The sequence below is a fragment of the Nocardia otitidiscaviarum genome (assembly GCF_007362295.1).
GTDB lineage: Bacteria > Actinomycetota > Actinomycetes > Mycobacteriales > Mycobacteriaceae > Nocardia > Nocardia otitidiscaviarum.
Window position 1 is genome coordinate 2,163,453 of the sequence record NZ_CP041695.1, and the last position, 19,604, is coordinate 2,183,056.

At 67.6% G+C, this 19,604-nt stretch carries 16 protein-coding genes; 8 read left to right on the forward strand and 8 right to left on the reverse strand.

Translation table 11 applies throughout. The features are described from left to right. Positions 1-5: 5 nt before the first annotated feature. Entirely contained in the window at positions 6-1,736 is a 1,731-nt protein-coding gene (locus tag FOH10_RS09335) for a GAF domain-containing sensor histidine kinase (protein ID WP_143980409.1), read from the reverse strand. Positions 1,737-1,925: 189 nt separating this feature from the next. On the opposite strand from FOH10_RS09335, the gene FOH10_RS09340 reads away from it, so the two are divergent. The 3 genes from FOH10_RS09340 to FOH10_RS09350 all read left to right on the forward strand — a co-directional run bounded on the left by FOH10_RS09340 (position 1,926) and on the right by FOH10_RS09350 (position 7,797). Next, entirely contained in the window at positions 1,926-2,759 is an 834-nt protein-coding gene (locus FOH10_RS09340) for a sigma 54 modulation/S30EA ribosomal C-terminal domain-containing protein (protein WP_063821475.1), read from the forward strand. 110 nt (positions 2,760-2,869) lie between these two features. Further along, positions 2,870-5,947, forward strand: a complete 3,078-nt coding sequence (uvrA, locus tag FOH10_RS09345) for an excinuclease ABC subunit UvrA (RefSeq protein ID WP_143980410.1) — start codon at positions 2,870-2,872, stop codon at positions 5,945-5,947. Positions 5,948-6,714: 767 nt separating this feature from the next. After that, positions 6,715-7,797, forward strand: a complete 1,083-nt coding sequence (locus FOH10_RS09350; protein ID WP_143980411.1) for a DUF6585 family protein — start codon at positions 6,715-6,717, stop codon at positions 7,795-7,797. Positions 7,798-7,925: 128 nt separating this feature from the next. Here FOH10_RS09350 and FOH10_RS09355 read toward each other — a convergent pair whose 3' ends face one another. Further along, positions 7,926-8,711 carry an SDR family NAD(P)-dependent oxidoreductase gene (locus FOH10_RS09355; protein ID WP_143980412.1) on the reverse strand — a complete coding sequence of 262 codons (786 nt, stop codon included), beginning with the start codon at positions 8,709-8,711 and terminating at the stop codon, positions 7,926-7,928. 150 nt (positions 8,712-8,861) lie between these two features. Between FOH10_RS09355 and FOH10_RS09360 the strand changes: the two genes are divergently transcribed. Next, entirely contained in the window at positions 8,862-9,713 is an 852-nt protein-coding gene (locus FOH10_RS09360) for a helix-turn-helix transcriptional regulator (protein WP_143980413.1), read from the forward strand. 10 nt (positions 9,714-9,723) lie between these two features. Here FOH10_RS09360 and FOH10_RS09365 read toward each other — a convergent pair whose 3' ends face one another. From FOH10_RS09365 to FOH10_RS09390, 5 genes are all read right to left on the reverse strand, one after another. Continuing rightward, positions 9,724-11,709, reverse strand: coding sequence for an ATP-binding cassette domain-containing protein (locus FOH10_RS09365; RefSeq protein WP_143980414.1), 1,986 nt, complete (start codon positions 11,707-11,709; stop codon positions 9,724-9,726). A 35-nt stretch (positions 11,710-11,744) separates the two neighbouring features. After that, positions 11,745-12,857, reverse strand: a complete 1,113-nt coding sequence (locus FOH10_RS09370) for a type III polyketide synthase (RefSeq protein WP_143983967.1) — start codon at positions 12,855-12,857, stop codon at positions 11,745-11,747. A gap of 176 nt (positions 12,858-13,033) precedes the next feature. Further along, the gene (locus FOH10_RS09375) at positions 13,034-14,494 is read right to left on the reverse strand and encodes a fatty acid desaturase (protein WP_029928962.1); all 1,461 of its coding nucleotides are present in this window, start codon (positions 14,492-14,494) and stop codon (positions 13,034-13,036) included. Positions 14,495-14,809: 315 nt separating this feature from the next. Continuing rightward, positions 14,810-15,637 (reverse strand): LppX_LprAFG lipoprotein, encoded by an 828-nt coding sequence (locus tag FOH10_RS09380; RefSeq protein WP_029928960.1) that lies wholly within the window; start codon positions 15,635-15,637, stop codon positions 14,810-14,812. 464 nt (positions 15,638-16,101) lie between these two features. After that, positions 16,102-16,473, reverse strand: a complete 372-nt coding sequence (locus FOH10_RS09390; RefSeq protein ID WP_029928958.1) for a DUF1844 domain-containing protein — start codon at positions 16,471-16,473, stop codon at positions 16,102-16,104. Positions 16,474-16,853: 380 nt separating this feature from the next. Here FOH10_RS09390 and infC point away from each other — a divergent pair, with 380 nt between their 5' ends. The 4 genes from infC to FOH10_RS09410 all read left to right on the forward strand — a co-directional run bounded on the left by infC (position 16,854) and on the right by FOH10_RS09410 (position 19,141). Further along, positions 16,854-17,477 carry a translation initiation factor IF-3 gene (gene infC, locus FOH10_RS09395; RefSeq protein ID WP_081592384.1) on the forward strand — a complete coding sequence of 208 codons (624 nt, stop codon included), beginning with the start codon at positions 16,854-16,856 and terminating at the stop codon, positions 17,475-17,477. A 69-nt stretch (positions 17,478-17,546) separates the two neighbouring features. Continuing rightward, on the forward strand, positions 17,547-17,741 hold the full coding sequence (gene rpmI, locus FOH10_RS09400; protein WP_029928954.1) for a 50S ribosomal protein L35: 195 nt from the start codon (positions 17,547-17,549) through the stop codon (positions 17,739-17,741). Positions 17,742-17,842: 101 nt separating this feature from the next. Beyond that, complete coding sequence (rplT, locus tag FOH10_RS09405) at positions 17,843-18,223, forward strand: 50S ribosomal protein L20 (RefSeq protein WP_029928952.1); 381 nt, start codon at positions 17,843-17,845, stop codon at positions 18,221-18,223. A 114-nt stretch (positions 18,224-18,337) separates the two neighbouring features. Beyond that, positions 18,338-19,141, forward strand: a complete 804-nt coding sequence (locus FOH10_RS09410; protein ID WP_143980415.1) for a TrmH family RNA methyltransferase — start codon at positions 18,338-18,340, stop codon at positions 19,139-19,141. Between the two features lie 70 nt (positions 19,142-19,211). Here FOH10_RS09410 and FOH10_RS09415 read toward each other — a convergent pair whose 3' ends face one another. After that, on the reverse strand, positions 19,212-19,559 hold the full coding sequence (locus tag FOH10_RS09415) for a hypothetical protein (RefSeq protein WP_143980416.1): 348 nt from the start codon (positions 19,557-19,559) through the stop codon (positions 19,212-19,214). Positions 19,560-19,604 lie beyond the last annotated feature (45 nt).

The window sequence follows — 19,604 nt, forward strand, 5'->3', positions numbered from 1 at the left end:
CGGCCTCAGTGCAGGGGCGCGGACCACCGCAGTTTGGTGCCGGTGACGACGCCGTCGGCGTCGCGGCACGGATAGACCGCGAGGTGGCCGCCCGACTTCTCGGCGCGGCGCGCGAGATCGGTGAGGCCGCTGGGGACGATCTGCTCGGCGATGCCGCGGCCGTTGTCGGCCACCACGACGGTGAGGTCGTCGGCGACGCCGATATCGATGGTGACCCGGTCGCCGCCGGAATGTCGGACGGCATTGCCGAGCGCCTCCCGCACCACGGCCTCGGCGTGTTCGGCCAGTCCTGGTTCCACCACCGACAGCGGTCCGCTGACGTGCAACTCGGCGCGGACCGCGGTGGCGGCGGTCAGCTGCCGCACCGCGCGTTCGAGGCGGCGGCGTAGTCGAGTGCTGTGCTCCGCGCCGCCGTGCAGGTCGAAGATGGAGGTGCGGATCTCCGCCACCACCTCCTGTAGCTCGCCGACGGCATCCGAAAGCCGCTGCCGCACCACGACTTCCTGGGCGCGTGGCACGGTGCCCTGGAGGGACAGGCCGATGGCGAACAGCCGCCCGATGACATGGTCGTGCATATCGCGGGCGATGCGGTCACGGTCGGTGAGGATGTCGAGTTCACGCATCCGCCGCTGCGCCACCGCGAGTCGCATGGCGAGTGCGGCCTGATCGGCGAAGGCGGCGATGAGGTCGGTCACCTCGTCGGAATAGGGCGCGGACCCGGCCGTGCGCAGCGTGATCAGCACACCCAGGGTGGAATCGGTGGTGTGCAGCGGCAGCGCCAGGGCGGGCCCGGCGTCGCCGTGCGGTACGCCGAGATCGATCCGGCGGGCGTCGTCGCAGCGCACGGGGGTGCGGTCGGTGAGCACCGCGCCGAGGACGGTGCCGGCGGTGCGCGCGGTGCGGCCGGCGTGCTCGGCTCCCGGACCGGACCACTGCGCCACCACCACCTCGGGGTCCTCCTCGGGTGGGGCCTCCGGGTCGGCGACGACGGCCAGGACGGCGCGGTCCGAGCCGGTGAGTTCCCGTGCGTGCGACACGATCCGGGCCAGCACCCGGCCGGGTTCGGTACCGGCCAGGAAGTCGGTGGCGATATCGCGGGTGGCCTCGATCCACGCCTGTCGGGTCCGGGCCGATTCGTAGAGTCGGGCATTGTCCACGGCGATACCGGCCGCCGCCGCCAGCGCCCGCACCAGCACCTCGTCGTCCTCGGTGAACGGGTGGCCGCCGAACTTCTCGGTGAGGTACAGGTTTCCGAACGTCTCCCCGCGAATGGTCACCGGGACGCCGAGGAAGCTGTGCATGGGCGGATGGTGTCTCGGGAAGCCGACCGAGGCGGGATGGCCGGCCAGGTCCTCGAGCCGCAGCGATACCGGTTGGCGCAGCAGCACGCCCAGGACGCCGTGCCCCTCGGGCAGGGCGCCGATGCGGGTGCGGGTGCGCTCGTCGATGCCGTGCACGATGAAGTTGGTGAGCCGTTCGCCGTGTCCGCGCACGCCCAGCGCGCCGTAGCGGGCGTCCACCAGTTCGGTCGCCGCGCCGACGATGGTGCGCAGGGTGTCGTCCAGATCGAGTCCGGCGGTGACCGTGAGCATCGCCTCGACCAGGCCGTCGATGCGGTCGCGGGCGTCGATGATCTGCTCGACCCGGTCCTTGACCTCGGTGAGGAGTTCTCGTAATCGTAACTGCGACAAGGTTTCCCGTACTCGGTAGGAGCCGGTGCGGGAATGGTCGGCCATGGGCGGTCCTCCGGCGTGACGCACTCGGTACCGGAATCCTACGAGCGGTCGCGGGCCGCCACGGGGGTTCGCCACGGTTTTGCAGGAAAATTTTACTGAAATATGACCGAGTGGGGACTTTAGGCCCTGTCACGTCATGCGGTCGGAGTGCTGCCATAGACGAGGGTTGCCGGATCGAGATCAACAGTCGTGATCGACAAGGAAGCGGGGACGGCGATGGGCGCATACGACGTGTGGTCGAGCGGTATCGATCCCGACTTCGTAGTCGCCACCCGCGGTCCGGCGCCCGCCACCGAGGTCACCAGGGTGGTGCGCGGTCTGGGCCGGATCCTGCGCAGGCATGGCGTCGAGGGCGCGGTGCGGGCGCGGTTGGAGTGGTCCACGACCGACGCACCCACCCTGGTGCAGGTGGTGCTGCGCTCGGTGGGCACGGAATACCGGGTGCAGGTCGCCGGACCGGGACGGTTCGCGGTGACCTTCGCGCTGGAACGTCTCGATCTGCGCCTCGAGTGTGGGCCGGAGGAGCCATCCCGACCGTGGCCCGACCCTGCCCGGCCCACACTCGCCGTGGTCAGCGAGCCGCGACCGATCGTACGGCGCAAGGACCGCCGGCTCCAGGTGATCTCGGCGGCGCACGCCGCGCGCGTCCTGGACGCCATGGACTACGACGCGCATCTGTTCACCGACGCCGAGTCCGGATCGGACGCGGTGGTGTGCTGGACCGGACCGCTCGGCGTCCGGACGCTGCGGCAGCGGGACGGCATACCGAATCTCACCGACGACGAGGCCGCCGACCGGCTCTGCCGCCGCGGACTCCCGTACCTGTTCTTCGGCCATCCCGACACCGGCCGGGGGCGGCTTCTATACCGCCGCTTCGACGGCGACCTCGGACTGGTGACCCCCGCCACCGATGAGCGCAGCGGCGGCGACCGGGCCGCGCAGTCCCGTATCGTGGGCAGTGCCTGCTTCCGGCCCACGGTGCAGAGCGCGACCGCGGTGCGGCGCGTCCCTATCTTCGACTGAATTCCACGGTTGACCAGCGTCGCAGTGCGCGCCGCGAAACTTGTCGGTGGGCGCGCATAGCATGGCGTCGGGGGTAACTCTGGATGCCGAAACGTTGGAAGGACAGCCCTGTGGCGGAACACCTGACTGTGCGCGGTGCGAGGGAGCACAACCTCAAAGGGGTCGACCTGGACCTACCCCGCGACAGCCTGATCGTGTTCACCGGCTTGTCGGGCTCGGGCAAGTCCTCGCTGGCCTTCGACACCATCTTCGCGGAGGGACAGCGCCGGTACGTGGAATCGCTGTCGGCGTACGCCCGGCAATTCCTCGGCCAGATGGACAAGCCCGATGTGGACTTCATCGAGGGACTGTCCCCGGCGGTGTCGATCGACCAGAAGTCGACCAACCGCAACCCGCGCTCCACCGTCGGCACCATCACCGAGGTCTACGACTATCTGCGCCTGCTCTACGCCCGCGCGGGCACCCCGCACTGCCCGGTCTGCGGTGAGCACATTCAGAAGCAGACGCCGCAGCAGATCGTCGACCAGGTGCTCGCCATGGACGAGGGCATCAAGTTCCAGGTGCTCGCGCCGGTGGTGCGCACCCGCAAGGGCGAATTCGTCGACCTGTTCGAATCGCTGAACACCCAGGGCTACTCGCGCGTCCGGGTGGACGGTGTGGTGTATCCGCTCACCGATCCGCCCAAGCTGAAGAAGCAGGAGAAGCACGATGTGGAGGTGGTCGTCGACCGCCTCGCCGTGAAGCCGAGTTCCAAGCAGCGCCTGACGGATTCGATCGAGACCGCGCTGCGGCTGGCCGACGGCATCGTGGTGCTGGACTTCGTGGACCGTGACGAGCACGCGCACGACCGGGAGCGCCGCTTCTCCGAGAAGCTGGCCTGCCCCAACGGTCACCCCCTCGACATCGAGGATCTGGAACCGCGCTCGTTCTCCTTCAACTCGCCCTACGGCGCGTGCCCGGACTGCACCGGCCTCGGCATCCGCAAGGAGGTCGATCCGGAACTGGTGGTGCCCGATCCGGAGCTGAGCCTCAACGAGGGCGCGATCGCCCCGTGGTCGCGCGGGCAGACCGCCGAATACTTCACCCGGCTGCTGTCGGGTCTGGCCGAGGCCATCGGCTTCTCCATGGACACCCCCTGGCAGGACCTGCCGGCCAAGGCGCGCAAGGCGGTGCTGGAGGGCAGCTCCGATCAGGTGCACGTCTCCTACACCAACCGCTACGGCCGCAAGCGCTCGTACTACGCCGATTTCGAAGGTGTGATGCCGTTCCTGCAGCGGCGCATGGAGAACACCGAATCGGAGCAGATGAAGGAGCACTACGACGGGTACATGCGCGATGTGCCGTGCCCGGTGTGCAACGGCGCGCGCCTGCGGCCGGAGATCCTGGCCGTCACGCTGAAAACCGGTGCGGAGCGCAAATCCATCGCGGATCTCTCGGATCTGTCCATCGGCGAGGCGGCGCGCTTCCTCAACGCACTGACCCTGGACGAGCGCCAGGCCGCGATCGCCGCGCAGGTGATCAAGGAGATCCAGGCCCGGCTGGGCTTCCTGCTCGACGTGGGGTTGGAGTATCTGACGCTGTCGCGGGCCGCCGCCACGCTGTCGGGCGGTGAGGCGCAGCGCATCCGGCTGGCCACCCAGATCGGTTCCGGTCTGGTGGGCGTGCTGTACGTGCTGGACGAGCCGTCCATCGGCCTGCACCAGCGCGACAACCGGCGGCTCATCGAAACCCTCACGCGGCTGCGGGATCTCGGCAATACGCTGATCGTGGTCGAACACGACGAGGACACCATCCACTCCTCGGACTGGGTGGTCGACATCGGCCCGATGGCGGGTGAGCACGGCGGCCAGGTGGTGTACTCCGGACCGTATCCCGGGCTGTTGGAAGACAAGACCTCGCTGACGGGCGCGTACCTGTCGGGGCGGGAGCAGATCGAGGTGCCGCTGGTGCGGCGGCCGATCGACAGGAAGAAGCAGCTCACCGTGGTCGGCGCGCACGAGCACAATCTGCGCGGCATCGACGTGAGCTTCCCGCTGGGTGTGCTCACCTCGGTCACCGGCGTCTCCGGTTCCGGAAAGTCCACGCTGGTCAACGACATTCTCGCCACGGTGCTCGCCAACAAGCTCAACGGCGCGCGGCAGGTGCCGGGGCGGCATCAGCGGGTGAACGGACTCGACCACCTGGACAAGCTGGTGCAGGTGGACCAGTCGCCCATCGGCCGCACCCCGCGCTCGAATCCGGCCACCTACACCGGGGTGTTCGACAAGATCCGCACCCTGTTCGCGGCCACCACCGAGGCCAAGGTGCGCGGCTATCAGCCCGGCCGCTTCTCCTTCAATGTGAAGGGCGGCCGCTGCGAGGCGTGCTCCGGTGACGGCACCCTGAAGATCGAGATGAACTTCCTGCCGGATGTGTACGTGCCGTGCGAGGTCTGCCACGGCGCGCGCTACAACCGGGAAACCCTCGAGGTGCACTACAAGGGCAAGACCATCGCCGAGGTTCTCGACATGCCCATCGAGGAGGCGGCGGAGTTCTTCGAACCGGTCACCTCCATCCACCGCTACCTCAAGACCCTGGTCGACGTCGGCCTCGGCTATGTGCGCCTGGGCCAGTCCGCGCCGACGCTGTCCGGCGGTGAGGCGCAGCGCGTCAAGCTCGCCGCCGAACTCCAGAAGCGCTCCACCGGCCGCACCGTCTACATCCTCGACGAGCCCACCACGGGCCTGCACTTCGAGGACATCCGCAAACTCCTCGCGGTCATCAACGGCCTGGTGGACAAGGGCAATACGGTCATCGTCATCGAACACAACCTCGACGTCATCAAGACCTCCGACTGGTTGATCGACATGGGCCCCGAAGGCGGTTCCGGCGGCGGCACGGTCGTAGCCCAGGGCACCCCCGAGGATGTCGCGGCGGTCCCCGACAGCTACACCGGCCAGTTCCTGCGCGAGGTCCTGGCCAAGAGCACCGTCACCACCAAGGCCACCACCAACGGCGCACCCGCGAAGAAGACTGCCGCGACCAAGAAGGCCGCGACCAAGACAGCCCCGACCAAGACCACAGCCGCCCCGGCGGCCAAGAAGCCCACCACCAAGCGGGCGACCACGAAGTCCGAAACCACCCCGGAACAACAGGCCGCTGCCAAGAAGGCCGCCGCCGCCCGCCGCAAGGCCGCCGCCCTGCGCTAGCCGCCGGGGCGTCCACTGGTGGCGAATGGCAAGTGGCCCGGAACTTTTCGGCTCCGGGCCACTCGGTGACCGGAGTAGCTCGGGTCGAGACTCGAGCGGTCACCCGCGTTCACCCCGCACACGTCCGCTGACACGTGGTCGCGTGTCCGCGACCTCCCGCCGCGATCCGTGACGGCATCGCTCGAGCCATCCGGAATGGCCGCGACCAAGCCGCCGTCGATGACGAGGTGCTGGCCGTCGAGGTGCGCGGGGCACACCGAGTACACCCGAATCCCTTGGGGGCCAGGGCGGACGCGGGGGTGCGGACCAGTTTGCGGACGGCGGCCCTGGTGGTCCGGCGGGGCCGAGAGCTGTCTCGCTCGACACGGTCGGTAGCAGCGCCCGGACCTTGTGTTTGCCGAAAGTCAAGGTGTGGAAGCCTTTTCGACGCCTTTCGGGTTTTCGATACGCTGCCGATATGTGCCGGCCCATATCGTCGGCCGTATGGATGTGTCAACCGGTGCGAGCGGCCGGTGTTCGGCGGGGCGACATCGGATCACCGGGCGGCTGCCGCAGGACCGTCGGTCACGACCGAATCAACCGGATTCCCCATGGCGGGTGCGACCGACAGCCATTAGCGTGCGAATCGCCGGTTCGGACCGGCTCCCCGGTTCGTGCATCGGACCCGCTGCGCCGCGGCGGTGCACTTGACGCCGTTTCGGGCGATCTGGATGGGATGGGGAAGACCTCCGGGGCAGTGGCTCGGGTCGCCTCGGATAGGAAGTTCGATGGTCGTGGATCTGCAGGGGTACGACGAGCACGCACTGCGCGATCGGGTGCGTCAGGCCGCGTACGACGCGGACCTGGGTGCTCATCGTGAGGTTCATGCGCGCATGGTCGCCAGGATTCAGGGCTGGATGCTGATACTGGGGATCGTCGTGGCACTACTCGCCACGACAGTGGTGGTTATGATCAGCGAACTCCTCACCCGCACAGACCAAATGGGTGGCAAGGCCGGAAACGTGGTCGGTCTGGTGGTCTTGGTGCCGTTGACTCTGCTGCTCGGGGTCGCGTTCGTGAAGAGCATGCACCAGAGCCTGTTCGGACCCGCGACGTATCGGGCGGTCCGGCTGGATCTCTACGATCGCGGCCTGGTATTCGCCCACAATGACGAGGTACGCGCCGTGCGCTATGACACGACGGTGGTTCATCAGGAGCACGTCCGGCATATGTTGTACGGGTTGTTGGAGACCAAGACCACCCATGACTACACCCTGCTCGATGTCGAGGGCGAGCAACTGCGACTGCAAGACTATTCGCAAGGTGGACTGCCCAACGCCGCCCGTTGGGGCGCTGTCATCCAGGAAAGTGTGACGGCGGCCCAACTGCCCGCCGCGGTCGAGGAGCTGTACCGGGGGGAGATCGTGGTGTTCGGCGCGCTCCGGTTGACAACGTACGAGGTCGGTGTCGGTGCCAAGTCTGTCCGGTGGTCTCAGGTCCACCAGATCGAGGTGCGGCACGGCAATCTGTGTGTATACGGGGGAGAGCGTCGGCTCATGCCGATCAGTATTCCGGTCCGCAAGGTTCCCAATATCCACGTATTCCTGACGCTGGCGCACCGGCTGCTCGCCGAGAATCGCAGGCCGGGTACCCGCCGACCGGCGCCGCGACCAGCGTCGCGACCGGCGCCGACTGTGCCGGTGGCCACGCCGGACGAGTTCCAGGTGCTGCTCACCATGGTGATGAAGGACCATGCGGCCGCTGAGCGGTTGATCGCTTATGAGCGCGGGAAGCTCCCCGGCGCGGACCGTGCGACCTGTGTCGCGAAGGCCGTCGAACGGTTGCGGCGAGACCGGGAACGACAGGGCTGAACGTCGACCACGACCAGGACTCGCCCCGAGCGCGGTGGACGAACGCAGACTCCGCATCCACGGCACCGCCCGGGCGGAGAGGGCGCTGTCGTAGCACCCGTCGCCCCCCGGTCGTGCGGCAGGCCGTGTCAGACCATCGCGCCGGGGATGGCCGCGACCAGGCCGCCGTCGATGACGAGGTCCTGGCCGTTGATGTAGCCGGCCTCGTCGGAGGCGAGGAAGGCGACGGCTGCCGCCACCTCGTCGGCGGTGCCGGTGCGGCCCGCGGCGACGGCGGCCACGACCTCGGTGGCGGCGTCGGGGGAGACGTTGTCGTGGAACATGGGGGTTTCGATGTAGCCGGGGCTCACCGAGTTCACCCGAATTCCCCTGGGGGCCAGGTCCGCCGCGAGGGTGCGGGCCAGGTTGTGGACGGCGGCCTTGGTGGCCGCGTACAGCGCGCCGCCGGGCATGCCGCGGTGCAGGGTCCAGGAGGCGTTGATCACGATCGCGCCGCCGTCGGCCAACAGCGGCAGGGTCTTCTGGATGGTGAAGAACACGCCCTTGAAGTTGATGTCCACCACGCGGTCGAATTCGGTTTCGGTGATCTCGGCGCTGGGCTGGAACGAGGCCACGCCCGCATTGGCGAAGACCGCGTCGAGCCGGCCGTAGCGCTCGCGCACCACGTCCACCAGCGTGTCGATCTCGGCCAGTGCCGCCACATCGCCCCGCACCGCGAGCAGCCGGTCCTCGGACCCGCCCGCCGCGGACCGCAGTTCGGCGACGGCGGCGTCCAGCCGGGTCTTGTCCCGCCCGGTGATGACGACGGTCGCGCCCTCCGTCAGCAGCCGCCGCGCGGCGGCCAGCCCCATACCGCTGGTGCCGCCGGTGACGAGCGCGATCTTGTTCTCGAATCGGGAAGTGCTGTGCGTCATGCCGTCGAGTCTGGTCAGCGCGCCGGAGTGCAAACAGTGCGCGATCAACCCGGGTTCATCACCACCAGGCTGGCGACGAAGTCGTCCGGGCGTTCGGGAATATTCGGTGGGTTCGGGAGTAGCCGGGCGGGTCGCCGCGTTGTGCTGGGCATGGTCAGCGAATCCGCGGCGGCGAAAGAGCAACGGCACGCGCAGCTCCGGGACTTCCTGCGCACCCGGCGCGCCCGGCTCACCCCCGGCGATGTCGGGCTGGTGACCTCGGGACGGCGGCGCACGCCCGGACTGCGGCGTGAGGAGGTGGCGCAGCTCGCCGGGGTCGGGGTGTCCTGGTACACCTGGCTGGAGCAGGGGCGCGATATCAATGTGTCCGACGAGATCCTGCACGCGGTGAGCCGGGCGCTGCGGCTGTCCGACGCCGAGCGGGCGCACCTGTTCGTGCTGGCGGGGTTGCGTCCGCCGCGTCCACACGGCACCGCGACCGCCGTGGAACCCGAACTGCGGCAGCTGCTCGACTCGTGGTCACCGCGACCGGCGATCCTGCGGGACCGCTACTGGAACATCATGGCAGTCAACGCCGGATCGACCGCCGTGTTCGGCTACGACGATGCCGACCACAACTGCCTGATCTCGTTCTTCACCAATCCGCGCTACCGCGACCGGCACACCGAATGGGCGGCCATCGCCCCGGAGGTGGTGGCCGCCTACCGCGCGGACGCGGCCCACGCCCCGGGTGATCCGGCCTTCGCCCGGGTGATCGACGAATTGCTCACGGTCAGTCCGGAATTCGCGCGGCTGTGGGAGCGCCACGATGTGGCCGCCCCCACTCGGTCGGTCAAGGCGGTCCAGCATCCCGAGGTCGGCGACCTGATCTTCGACAAGACCACCCTGGCGGTCATCGACCGCCCGGACTGGTACCTGGAGTTCTACAATCCCCGGCCCGGCACCGAGACCGCCGGGCGACTCGATGCACTTCTACGAGCGGCAGAACTCGCCACGGTCTGACCGGCCGCCACTACTCGGCCGCCACCGCCGCCGGCGTCGAAACCTCTTCCAGCCGACCGTAGTCCAGCTTCACCAGCTGATCGGCGAGATCGAAGTACCGGTCGTCGTGGGTGATCACGATGACCGTCTTGCCGCGCTCCTTGAGCTTGGTCAGGATCTCGCGGTAGAACACGTCGCGGAAGCGGGGTTCCTGATCCGCGGCCCACTCGTCGAACAGGTAGACGGCGCGATCCTCGAGCAGCGCGGTCAGCAGCGCCAGCCGCTTGCGCTGCCCCTGGGACAGGTCGATGGTGGACAGTCGGCCGTCGCGCACGGTCACCTTGTGCGCGATCTGCAACTCCTCGAGGTAGTGCCGCACCTCGTCGTCGATACCGGGGCGGTCGAAGCCGAGATAGTCCTCGAACAGGTGGAAGTCGGTGAAGATGGCCGAGCAGTTCTGCCGGAACCACTCGATGTTCTCGTGGTTGATCTGCTCGCCGTCGAACTCCACGAACCCGCTGCGCGGCACGTACAGCCCCGTGATCAGTTTGGCCAGGGTGGATTTACCGCTGCCGTTGCCGCCCACGATGAAGGTGATCTGGCCCGGCTCGAAGGTGAGGTCGATGGGGCCGAGGCGGAACCCACCGTCGTCGTCGGAGGCGCGTTCGGGCGGTGGTGCGTCCAGCGGAACGGGCCGACCGTCATGGCCGCCGTGGACGATTCGCTGCTTGCCGTTGACATCGGGTCGCAGCGTCCCGTTGTGCGCTCCCGGCCCGCCGCCGAGCGGACCGGGACCCCCGGCGTGCGGACCTCCCGGCGGCGGACCCCCGTGACCACCCGGTCCGACCTGCCCGCCGGGATGTCCGGCCGGGCTGCCGGGCCGTCCGCCCGGTGTGAGCGGCCCGCCCGGCAGGGCCGGATGCCCACCCGGACTGCCCGCCTTTCGGCCCGGCACGGGCGGTGGCCCATCGGCTCCCGGCGTCGGAAACAGCGGTGGCCGCTCGGCCACATAGCTGTAGCCGACATTCACCAGTTCCAGCCGCGCCGCGGTGACCGGCGGCCGATCGCCGAACGGCAGCCGCTGCTCGTCGTGCATGGTCTCCATGGACAGGTTCATGGTGCGGATCTTGGCCAGCGCCACATCGCCGCGCAGCAGGTCCGGAATCCGGTGCATGAAGTTCTGCATGGGCATGGACAGGAAGGTGGTCACCAGCACGTACCCGATCATGACTTCCTTGGGCAGGTTCATGGCGGCGGCCAGCACGAACAGGATGAGCGCCATGGTCGCCAGCTGCAGGACCTGTCCGAGCCCCTGTGCCAGCGCGAATTTCGACCCGGCCTCGACATTCTGGGAGCGCAGCCGCTCGGCGGTGCCCAGCAGATGCTTGTCCATGAAGTCGCGGCGGCGGCCCCGGTGCAGCTTGAGTTCCTTGATGCCCAGTGTCACCGCCTGGAACGAACGCAGTAGCGCGTCGTCGTTCTCCCGCGCCTCCTGGTAGATCCGGCGCACCCGCTTCAGGAACATCTCCACGCAGGCGATGCCGAGCAGCGTGCCCGCCACGGTGACCGCGAAGATCGGCCCGGACACCACCGCGAGGTAGACGAAGCAGCCGACGATGGTGGCCACGTCGATGCAGATGCTCGGAATGGCCGTCACGGCCTGTGACAGCGACCGCACGTCCTCGGTGAGCGTCGCCATCAGGCGGTGCATGCCGAGCCGTTCCAGATGTTCCAGTGGGGCCGAGACGATTCCGGAACTCAGCTCCGCCCGCAGTCGGTAGATGGCGTCCTGGGCCAGCCGGATGAGCAGCACCTGCGACGCCACCCCGCTGACCAGGATGACCATCGCCGTCAGGACGAAGGCCCGCAGCGTGATGTTCGGGTGCGGCTCGGGGGAGACCACCCCGCGGATCAGGGTGAGCAGATAGGTGTTGGCCACACCGCAGATCAGGCCCGCGGCGATGACGGCCGCGATCCGCATCCAGGAGATCGAGAACAGGAATCTGATGAGTTGCATTGCTACTGCGCTCTTTTCGACAGCGACGAGGTCGATCAGTGGCGGATGATGTCGAAGATCAACCCTTCGAGGGTGACACCCGGCGCGAAGGAGAAGGCCACCCCGGTGGAGATCGGGGCGGCGGTCTCGGACTGCTGGATCATCCGCTCCAGCACGAAGATCAGCGAGACGCTGAGCATATTGCCGTGCTCGGCGAGCACGTTCCAGCTCAGCTCCGCCCGTTCGACCGGAATGCCCAGCGAGCGCGCGGATTCCTCGATGATCTTGGGCCCACCCGGATGGATGGCCCACAGGTCGATATCGGTCTTGTGCAGGCCGTTGCGGTGCAGTACCTCGGTGACCACCGGATCCACGCCGCGCAGAATGTAGTGCGGCAGGCTCTCGGCCAGCTCGCAGGTGATGCCGTCGTCGTTGACGCGCAGCACGATGCCGTCCTCGGCATCGTCGAACAGCTGACTGAAACTGTCCCGGATGACGACCCGGCCGGGTGCGAGCGGCTGGTGCACCTGACTCGCGCCGATGACCACCGCCCCGCAGCCGTCACCGAAGAGGCTGTGAATGATCACGTCGTTGACATCGTCGTCGAAAACCGCGTTCACCGAACTGAGTTCGATACAGATGACCAGCGACTTCTTGTCCGGATGCGCCCGCACGTAATCGGTGGCGGTGCGAATGCCGTTCATGGCGGCCGCGCAGCCCATGAAGTTCACCACGATGCGCCCGACCGTCGGCGACAATCCCAGCTGCTTGACCACCGCCACGTCCACGCCAGGCGCGATGAAGCCGGTGCTGGTCACGAAGATGAGCTGGCCGACCTCGGCGGCGGGATCCGCGACCCCCGCCAGCGCGTGCCGGGCCACGTCGACGGCCAGCGGCACCGCGTGCTCGTAGAACAGGTCCATGCGCTCCCGGATGGTGCCGGGTCGGCGGCTGAAGGGCAGGAACCGATCGTCGAGCGGATCGACCACGAGGTGGCGGGTGTCGATGCGGGTCTTCTGGTAGACGCGTGGAATGCGAGCCCGCTGAGCGGGATCGGCGAACAGTTCCGCCACCCGACCGGCCGCCTCGGCTTGATCGAAGACCCCGCTCGGCGACCCGGTCGCGATGCCCTCGATCACGCCGACCGTGGTCGGCGGGGTGGGTAGCATGTGCACGAGATCGTAGGCGAACCCTTCGCCCTCGCTACGGTGGGAAATGGCCCCCGTGGGTTCGATGCCCCCCTCGTCGATGGTGACGGACACGAAATTCTCCCCTTCTTTCGATAAGAATCGGGCGATCGGCCCCCGTGCCGAACAGTGACGTGATCGCCCGCAACGGAATCGGTTCAGACCGTTCCGATTCCGGTGAAACCCTGGACCATGTAGATTCCGCAGGTCTTGAAGGCCGACGGTGAACAGTGCTCCCGCACCAGGCCCCACTTCTTGTCCTTCGCCTCGTCCGAGGGCGCGAGGATGTAGGTGCGAATCTGTTTGGGAAAGCGATCGGTGAAGAAGCTCTTGGCGGGCAGCCATTCGACTCCGAATTTCGCCGCCTCTTCGCGCAAAACGTCCTCGGTGGCGATATTGGCGAATCCGCTGCGCTGATAGGGCAGTACGTGATGCACCCGATGCGAGCTCAATCCCGCGGAGAGGAAGCAGTCGACATAGCGGTTTCCGACCACCTTCAGGTCGTAGGCCTGCTCGAGCTGGTTGATGCCCCAGTCCTCGGTGTTCGACTCGATCTCCTCGGTCTCCATCTCGAAGTCGTGGCTGGCCACCACCAGGAAGGTGCTGATCCACAGCGTGATCACGAATTGCAGTGCCCAGGCCCAGAAGTCGCCCGCCAGGGTGAACACCACCAGCTCGCCGACCAGCAGGAACCGCACCCCGAACGAGCCGATGAAGTGCGGCAGCGCGCCGCCCCAGGTGCCGTACATGTCCTTGATGCCCACCTTGCGGGTGAGGCGGCAGACGTCGAGCAGGCGCATGATCATGCCGGTGACGGTGTGCCCGAACTTGTGCACGGTGTGCACGGGCACCCGGTACAGGCGCGGGACCTGCATCATCATGGTGAAGACGTTCTTCTTGATATCGACTTCACTCTGGGTGTGCGGGTGGTGCAGCAGGGCATGCCCGTCCGCGGTCACGAAGGCCAGCGCGACGTAGTTGAGGTCGAAGGCATTCGTGTAGATCTTGTTCATGCCCTTCTGGGCACGGTGGATGGCGTAGTGGCCGAAGCCCGCCAGCGAACTGCGCAGCAGCACCATCAGCACGACGAACAGCGGCAACGGCATCCAGCCGGTATCCCACAGCCGCAGACCCTGTACGGCGAAGTAGGCGACGGCCAACAGTGCGACGACGATGTCGAAGTACCGGTCCATCCGCTTGATGCGGGCCGCCAGCTCGGGATCCTTGAGCCGCGCCTTCACCTTGTGGAGGAGGTCGTCCTTGTTGTCGAAGCGGTATTTCGGGGTGTCGCGCCAGCTGTCGAAGCCCTCCTTGAACAGGAAGTCGGGCGCGTTGGCCTTCGGATGGATGTCCTCGGGCAGCGCTTCGCGGTCGAGTGCGTAGCGCTCGATGAGTTTGGCGATTCCTTCCGGATTCTTGTGATAGGAACCGACAATCGACGTGATATCCCGATTCTTGGTGCGGCCGATGAAGAACTCGCCGCCCGGATGCTTGGAAATCCAGTCGCTGAGGTCGTAGGCTCGACCGTTGTACACCCACACATTGGAGACCGGAGGCGGGCCCTCGGGACGGGGAGGACGACGGAATTCCCGCTCCTCTACGTCTGGGCGGTCGGTCATGTCATTCCTCCACGCGCGCGAGCAAGTCGATAGCCTTCGGACCGTATCGTCCTTGCCGCGCCTTGCATTCCACTGAACAATCTCTTACAGCGGGCCGGACGGGACGTGCGGTTCGCACAGATATCGCCGCCCGGGCCGAATACGTAACCGGCCGTGCCGGGATTCGCGAGTCTCATATCTCATCGGGTCGCGAGCGGAGTGCCGCTCGCCGGACCCGGGAACGACAGCCGGTCCGGGGCGCGCGGCGGCAATCCTTGCCGCCCTGGCGCTTTCCCGGACCGGTTCCGATCCACGAGCGTGGGCTCGTGGCCGCCGTCAGCCCGCGGGCTTGGCGACGGTGACGGGCTTGCCGTGGTCCGACAGTTCCAGCTCGATGCTGCCCTGATCCTTGGTGACCTCGGCCTTGATCAGATTCGGTCCGGTGCCGGGCGAGGCGGCGGTGGAGGGCAGGGGAGCGGCGGAGGTGGTGGGCGGTGCGACGTCCTGGATCCACAGGGTGATCGGGAGTTCACCGACGCCGTCGCCGACGCGCGGCACGATCGGATCGATGACCGACCCGCTGATGGTGCCGGTGACCTTCACGGTATCGACGCCGTTGACCTTCTCCCGTCCCTGGACCTGCGGGTTCTGCACCTGCGCAATGGCATTGGCCAGACCCTTGTCCTTGTCGAGGATGACGCCGGGGTCGTACATCTTCTCGGCGGGGCCGATGGGGGCGTACTTGACGCCGTCCTGCGCCGCGTACAGGGTCTTGTCGACGACCAGGAACTTGGTCTCGATGAAGGGCTCGTTCTCCGCGGTGCGGACCTTGGCCTCGCCCATGGCCTGCCCCGAGCCCTCGGGCTGGTTGGTGACATCCGCGTCCACCATCTCCACCGGGAGGTTCGGGATGTTGTTCACGTTCAGGGTGAGGTGCACCGACTGCAGGGTCTGGGTGGTGCGGGCGGATTCCTGCACGATCTGCGCGCCGTCGGGCAGTTCGGTCGGCGGCGGGGTGGCCGCGGTGGTGGCGGGATCATCGGAGCCGCTGGAGCAGCCCGAGACCAGTGCGGCGACGACCGAGGCCGCCAGCACGACCGGGGCGATCCCGGCCCGTGTGCGCGAGCGGCGCGGTGTCCGCTGGCGCGTCAACAGTTCAATCATGTTCAACCCCCGTTGAGAGTTCTCGTACGACCCGGTTGGTGGGCAGTGGACTGCCCGAGCGGTTTGCGTCCTATGTCCGGGCCTGGCACAGGCCGGGCACGATCATAGGCCGCGCAAGACATTACGCATATCGAGTCGGAAGTGCAGCGAGAACTATTCCCAGGCAACCATGTTCGTAGTTGCTGTTTCACACTTGTGCCGTCGACTGGCAAATATCAGGCAACGCTCAGCGCCGCCGCGGTGGCGGTGCCGTCTGACAATCGATTCGATCGCGCGAAGCGTTAATCGCGGCTCATCGGTCGGTAATTCCGTGAATCAGCTCGGCGAGATCCTTGGGGCGCGAGAACATCGGCCAGTGGCCCGTGGGTAGGTCGACATAGGGGCCTCGATATGCGCCAACTCGTCGAAGAGGCTGGCCTCCGGTGCATCTCGCAACCGCTGGGCTACCGCCGCGGCGGGCGCGGTCAGTACACCGGGCCGGTGTACTTCTCGCCCGGCCCCGCACCCGGAGCGTCGGGATGTTCGGAGGCTTCGCGGAAGGCGCGCTGCAGTGACTGGAGTCCGTCGCGGATGGGACCGGCGTGCGGGCCCAGGTATTCGACCGAGGCGGTCACCAGGCCCGCGAGGGCGGTGATGACGCGGCGGGCCTCGTCCAGATCGAGGTGCGGGCTGGCGGCGGGATCGGCCTCGCCGAGCCCCAGCTTCTCCGCGGCGGAGCTCATCAACATGACCGCGGCCCGGCTGATGACCTCGACGGCCGGGATCTCGGCCAGCTCGCGTACGCTCAACTCGCCGTCGATGAGGTCCGATTCCGGATTAGCAGTCGCCTCGCTCATAGCTATGAGCATGGCACCGAGCGGCTTGTCAATGGTCTCGGGGGGACCGATTCGGCGGATCGTGCCGCAGCTGTTAGACTGACCTGCGACGACCGTCCCGGATCGGTTCCTGCGATCGACCCGGGGCTTCAAGTGGAGCCCGACTCCCACCGTCAGCCGGTCACTACCAGGCTCGACGGTCCGGTCGCCCATCTTTTTCTGATGGGTTCCTCGTGTGGGATTTTTCCTGCACAGGTGCGATGCGAGCTGTTTGCGTCGCAGGCCGGTCGACTCGGGCCCCGTGTTGGAGAAATACCGACACGGGGCTTTCGTGTTGAAATTGGGGTTGCAGTTTAAGCGTTTGCGGTCGTTGGACGACACCGCTTGACCTAGGAGGCCCCATCAGCACTGAGACCCGCATCAACGATCGCATCCGCGTCCCGGAGGTCCGACTCATCGGACCGGGGGGTGAGCAGGTTGGGATCGTGCGTGTTGAAGATGCACTTCGCGTCGCCATGGAGGCGGACCTCGACCTCGTCGAGGTCGCACCGGACGCGCGCCCGCCGGTCTGCAAGATCATGGACTACGGCAAGTTCAAGTACGAGACCGCGCAGAAGGCGCGCGAGTCGCGGAAGAACCAGCAGCAGACCGTGATCAAGGAGCAGAAGCTCCGTCCGAAGATCGACGATCACGACTACGAGACCAAGAAGGGTCACGTCCTTCGGTTCCTGCAGGCGGGTTCGAAGGTCAAAGTGACGATCATGTTCCGCGGCCGCGAGCAGTCGCGTCCGGAACTCGGTTACCGGTTGCTCCAGCGGCTGGCCTCCGACGTCGCTGAATTCGGTTACGTCGAGACCTCGGCCAAGCAGGACGGCCGGAATATGACGATGGTCCTCGCGCCGCACAAGGGTGCGAAGACGCGGGTGCAGGCGCAGAAGACGGCTCAGGCCGGCAGCGCGCCGAGCTCCACCCCTGCGGCCTCCGCCGACGCGCCGGCTCCGGCGCAGGCGGACAAACCGCAGTAACGAACGATTCAGGTAGCACCGGTGGGACACGTCTGTGTTCCGCCGGTATGAGACAGATACGAGGATTCCATGCCGAAGATGAAGAGCCACAGCGGCGCGTCGAAGCGTTTCAAGCTGTCGGGCAAGGGCAAGCTGCTGCGTCAGCAGGCGAACCGCCGCCACCTGCTCGAGCACAAGCCCACCCGTCGGACTCGTCGTCTGGACGGCGTGGAGGTCGTCGCCAAGGCGGACGTCGCTCGCGTCAAGAAGCTGCTCGGCCTCTGATCTCCGGCTGAGGCAGCCATCCGCGATCCGTTTACGGACGCTTTCAACCGACCAACTCCGGGCGCGACCGCAGCGCCCACGATTCGATCAAGGACTGACAAGTGGCACGCGTCAAAAGGGCCGTCAACGCTCAGAAGAAGCGCCGTTCCATCCTCGAGGCCAGCAAGGGCTACCGCGGCCAGCGCTCGCGGCTGTACCGCAAGGCCAAGGAACAGCAGCTGCACTCGCTCACCTACGCCTACCGCGACCGCCGCGCGCGCAAGGGTGACTTCCGCAAGCTGTGGATCGCTCGTATCAACGCCGCCGCGCGTCTGAACGACATCACCTACAACCGCTTCATCCAGGGCCTGAAGGCCGCCGGTGTCGAGGTGGACCGCAAGAACCTCGCCGAGATCGCCGTCTCCGACGCCGAGGCGTTCGCCGGTCTGGTGGCCGTGGCCAAGGCCGCGCTGCCGGAGGATGTCAACGCCCCCGCCGCCTGATTCGCGGCTGCGTGACAACCGAATTCTCGCGACGACCCGTGGACGCGCTCTTCGAGCGCATTCCGCGGGTCGTCGCTTTGTCACTGTCGACGGGTGGGAAAGGACGGGGCAGCCGTGACCGCTGAAGCGATCGACTGGCGCAACTCGCGGGTCGTCGCCGCCGTGAAACTGCACCGCGCCCACACCCGCCGCAAGACCGGGCTCTTCCTCGCCGAGGGGGCCAACTCGGTGGCGGCGGCGCTGGATACCGGGCGCGTCGAGGAACTCTTCTACTCCGCCAAGGCCGCCGGGCGCGAACACGAACTGGTCGCCGGTGCGGCCGCGACGGGCGTGCGCACCACGCTGGTGAGCGACCGCGCGGCGGAAACGTTGGGGGAGACGGTGACCCCGCCCGGCCTGGTCGCGGTCTGCCGCCAGGTCGACGTGCCGTTGCGCACCGTACTGGACGCGTCGCCGCGCATGCTGGCGGTGCCGGTGGCGATGGCCGACCCCGGCAATGCGGGCACCCTCATCCGGGTCGCCGACGCGGTCGGCGCGAATGGTGTGGTGCTCGCCGGTGATTCGGTGGACCCGCACAACGGTAAATGCGTCCGCGCCTGCGCCGGAAGCCTTTTCCACGTCCCCGTCGCCCGTGAACGCGATATCGACGCCACCCTCGACGCGCTGGAGGCGGCCGGTATCGCCGTCCTGGCCACCACCGCCCGCGGCGAGGTGGACCTCGACGACGCCGACGACATCCTGCGCGGCCCCGTCGCCTGGCTGTTCGGCAACGAGGCGCACGGCCTGGACCGCGCCGTCGCCGCCCGCGCCACCCACCGGGTGCGCATTCCCATCCACGGCCGCGCCGAAAGCCTCAACCTGGCCGCCGCCGCGGCCATCTGCCTCTACGCGAGCGCCCGGGTCCAGTGCGGGCGGTGACGGTCCGGGGCGCCGTGGTCGCGTCGCCAGCGTCATCCGGCTGTGCCGCCGGTGTTTTCGGAAGGGGCGGCTAGCCGAGAGCGGCGCGCAGCGTCTCGATCGTCTCGTCGAGCTTGCCGACGACGAACAGTTCCGGCGCACCCTCGCGCAGGTCGACGCGCAACCGGTTGCGCATGCCGCCGTCGAAGAGGCCACCGGTGCGGGCCTCGGTGCCGACCGCGGTGACGGATGTGCGTGGGGCCGACCAGGATCGGCCGCCCATGAGCGCGTCCATCCGGTTCGGTTCGAACCGCAGTCGGGTGGAGGTCAGGTAGAGCGTTCCACCTACGGCGCGACCGCCCTGGGTGCGATTGGCGGGCCGTCGCCAGGTGACGTTCTCCCCGTCGTCCAGTGTCGGCTCGCGGGTCCAGATTCCCATGCGCACAACGGTATCGGTTTTCGGCGGGTCCCGGGTGTCGCCGAC